The organism is Stenotrophomonas sp. HMWF023, assembly GCF_003060985.1.
Lineage (GTDB): Bacteria > Pseudomonadota > Gammaproteobacteria > Xanthomonadales > Xanthomonadaceae > Stenotrophomonas > Stenotrophomonas lactitubi.
Genome location: NZ_QAIJ01000103.1, coordinates 1 through 3,552 on the forward strand (window position 1 = coordinate 1; position 3,552 = coordinate 3,552).

The window sequence follows — 3,552 nt, forward strand, 5'->3', positions numbered from 1 at the left end:
GATGCGGCGATGACCCTGTTCAAGCTGCTGGAGTATCTGCCTGCAGCGCCGTACATCGCCGGTGCGGCGGTGGTGATTGGTTTCGTGTTGTTCCTGACCCCGGTCGATTCGGGCACGCTGATGATCGCCAACCTGTGCACCCGGCGTGTCGACGATGGCGTGGAGGATGGGCATGCCGCGCCGATCTGGCTGCGCGTGTTCTGGGCGGCGGGCATCACCGTGGCCAGCGTCGGCCTGCTGCTGGCCGGCAACTTCAGCGCGATGCAGACGGCGGTGGTGCTGTGCGGCCTGCCGTTCTCGTTCATCCTGGCGTTCTACATGTGGGGACTGTTGAAGGCGCTGCGTACCGACCCGGATGCACCGCGGCGGTGAGCGGGCATCCGGTGGCTATCCCGATGCCGCCATTGATGCAGTAGAGCCAGGCCATGCCTAGCTGCGGTGAAGCAGAAAGGGCCGGGTCCGTAAGGACCCGGCCCTTCTTCTTGTAGAGCCGAGCCCATGCTCGACTGATGCTGTGGCGATGTAGCCGAGCGCGGGCTCGGCTCTACAGTTGATGCGTTACTTGCTGGCCAGCTGGCGCAGCACGTACTGCAGCAGGCCGCCGTGGCGGAAGTACTCCACTTCCTTCGGGGTCAGCAGCATCACCGAGGCTTCGAAGGTCTTCTTCGTACCATCGGCCTTGGTCGCGGTGACCGTGGCGCGCTTGCTGGCGCCATCCTGCAGGCCAGAGACATCGAACACTTCCGAACCATCCAGGCCCAGCGACTGTGCGTTTTCGCCGTTGCGGAACTGCAGCGGCAGCACGCCCATGCCGACCAGGTTGGATCGATGGATGCGTTCGAAGCTTTCGGCGATGACCGCCTTCACCCCCAGCAGCAGGGTGCCCTTGGCTGCCCAGTCGCGTGAGGAGCCGGTGCCGTATTCCTTGCCGGCCAGCACCACCAGCGGCACCTTGTCGGCCTTGTACTTCATCGCCGCATCGTAGATCGCCAGCTTTTCCGGCTGGCCGCCGTTGGCCGGGTAGTACAGGGTGTTGCCGCCTTCTTCGCCACCGAACATCAGGTTCTTGATGCGGATGTTGGCGAAGGTGCCACGGACCATCACGTCATCGTTGCCGCGGCGGCTGCCGTAGCTGTTGAAGTCGGCCGGCTGCACGCCGCGTTCCTGCAGGAAGCGGCCCGCCGGCGAATCCTTCTTGATGTTGCCGGCGGGGGAGATGTGGTCGGTGGTGATCGAATCGCCGAACAGGCCCATCACGCGCGCGCCGTGCACGTCGTCGATGGTGCCGACCTGCATGGTCATGCCGTCGAAGTACGGCGGGTTCTTGATGTAGGTGGATGCATCGCTCCACGCGTACAGGTCACCGTCCGGCGAGGCGATGGTGTTCCAGCGGGTATCGCCCTTGAACACGTCCGCGTAGTTCTGCTTGAACATCTCCGGGCCGACGGTAGCGGCGATGACGTCGCCGATTTCCTTGTTGCTCGGCCAGATGTCGCGCAGGTACACCGGCTGGCCATCGCTGCCGGTGCCCAACGGTTCGGTGGTCAGGTCGATGTCGGTGGTGCCGGCGATGGCGTAGGCCACCACCAGCGGCGGGCTGGCCAGGTAGTTCATCTTCACTTCGGGGTGCACGCGGCCCTCGAAGTTGCGGTTGCCCGACAGCACCGAGGTCACCACCAGGTCGCCACTGGCGATGCCTGCGCTGACTTCGGTCGGCAGCGGGCCGGAGTTGCCGATGCAGGTGGTGCAGCCATAGCCGACCACATAGAAACCGATCTTCTCCAGCTCGGTGAGTACACCGGCCTTTTCCAGATAGTCGGTGACCACACGCGAGCCTGGGCCGAGCGAGGTCTTGACCCATGGCTTGCGGTCCAGGCCCTTGGCGGCCGCGTTGCGGGCCAGCAGGCCGGCGCCGATCATCACTGCCGGGTTGGAGGTGTTGGTGCACGAGGTGATGGCGGCGATGACCACCGCGCCATCCTTCAGCCGCACCTTCCTGCCGTCCATCTCGATGTCGGCGTAGCCCTTGGCCAACTGCTCGTTGCCCACCGCGGCGCCGCCGCCTTCATTGACGAAGGTGGAGACATCCTCGCTGCGCTTGTCACGGTTGGCGGTCATGCCGACCAGCGCGTCGCGGTAGTTCTGCTGCACGTCTTCCAGCAGCACGCGGTCCTGCGGGCGCTTGGGGCCGGCCAGCGAGGGCTTCACCGTGCCCATGTCCAGTTCCAGCGTGGTGCTGTACTGCGCATGCGGGCTGTTGGCGTCGTGCCACAGGCCCTGTGCCTTGGCATAGGCTTCGACCAAGGCGATCTGCTCTTCGCTGCGGCCGGACAGGCGCAGGTAGGTCAGCGATTCGTTGTCGATCGGGAAGATGCCGCAGGTGGCGCCGTATTCCGGGGCCATGTTGCCGATGGTCGCGCGGTCGGCCAAGGGCAGGTGCTGCAGGCCGTCGCCATAGAACTCGACGAACTTGCCGACCACGCCGAGCTTGCGCAGCATCTGGGTGACGGTCAGCACCAGGTCGGTGGCGGTGGCGCCTTCGGGCAGCTTGCCGGTCAGCTTGAAGCCGACCACCTGCGGAATCAGCATCGACGAGGGCTGGCCGAGCATGGCCGCCTCGGCCTCGATACCGCCCACGCCCCAGCCGAGCACGCCGATGCCGTTGATCATCGTGGTGTGGCTGTCGGTGCCGAACACGGTATCGGGGTAGGCGATGGCCTTGCCGTCCTTGTCCGCGGTCATCACCACGCGGGCCAGGTTTTCCAGATTGACCTGGTGGACGATGCCGGTGTTGGGCGGCACCACCTTGAAGTTGTCGAAGGCCTTCTGGCCCCAGCGCAGGAAGCCGTAGCGTTCCTGGTTGCGCTGGAACTCGATCTTGCCGTTGAGGTCCAGTGCGTCGGGCTTGCCGAACACATCCACCTGCACCGAGTGGTCGATGACCAGTTCGGAGGGGATCAGCGGATTGATCTGTTCCGGGCGACCGCCCAGCTTGACCACCGCATCGCGCATCGCGGCCAGGTCGACCACGCAGGGCACGCCGGTGAAGTCCTGCAGCACCACGCGTGCGGGCATGAAGGCGATTTCGGTGTCGGGCTCGGCGCTGGGCTGCCAGCGGGCGACGGCCTCGATGTGATCCTTGCCGACGGTGACGCCGCCATCCTCGTGCCGGAGCAGATTCTCCAGCAGGATCTTCATCGAGTAGGGCAGGTGGGAGATGTCGAAGCGCTGGCCCAGCTTGGGCAGGCTGAAGTAGTCGTAGGTCTTGCCGCCGACGTCCAGCTGGCTGCGGGTGGAGAACGAATCGCTCATGCGGGATGACTCCTCTTGCGGATGGCTTGCAGTGGCCCGCATGGGCGGGCCTGCTTGCGTTTGCCGGTGGCACTCCGGCCCCGGATCCTGCCCAGTATCGGCGATCCAGCGCCCGGCAATGACCCGGCAGGCTTGGAACGCAAGGTTACAGCGATGTGTGTAGCCTTCGTGTCAGCGTACGCATCGTTTTTGCGCCGGCCCGCACGCAGACGGGGCGCTCATGGGCGCCCCGTCCGGGAG

General features: G+C 65.5%; 2 protein-coding genes. One reads left to right on the plus strand and one right to left on the minus strand.

Annotated elements, in window-relative coordinates; all coding sequences use genetic code 11:
- Positions 1-372 (plus strand): BCCT family transporter (locus tag DBR20_RS05550; RefSeq protein ID WP_181393023.1); only part of this gene is annotated, 372 nt, incomplete at its 5' end.
- 186 nt (positions 373-558) lie between these two features.
- Here the strand turns inward: DBR20_RS05550 and acnA are convergent.
- Positions 559-3,312, minus strand: a complete 2,754-nt coding sequence (gene acnA / locus DBR20_RS05555) for an aconitate hydratase AcnA (RefSeq protein ID WP_108265493.1) — start codon at positions 3,310-3,312, stop codon at positions 559-561.
- Positions 3,313-3,552 lie beyond the last annotated feature (240 nt).

What these genes read in the sequence shown, in the direction of transcription:
- acnA (WP_108265493.1), bottom strand. Translation starts at nt 3,312, where the DNA reads ATGAGCGATTCGTTCTCCACCCGCAGCCAGCTGGACGTCGGCGGCAAG.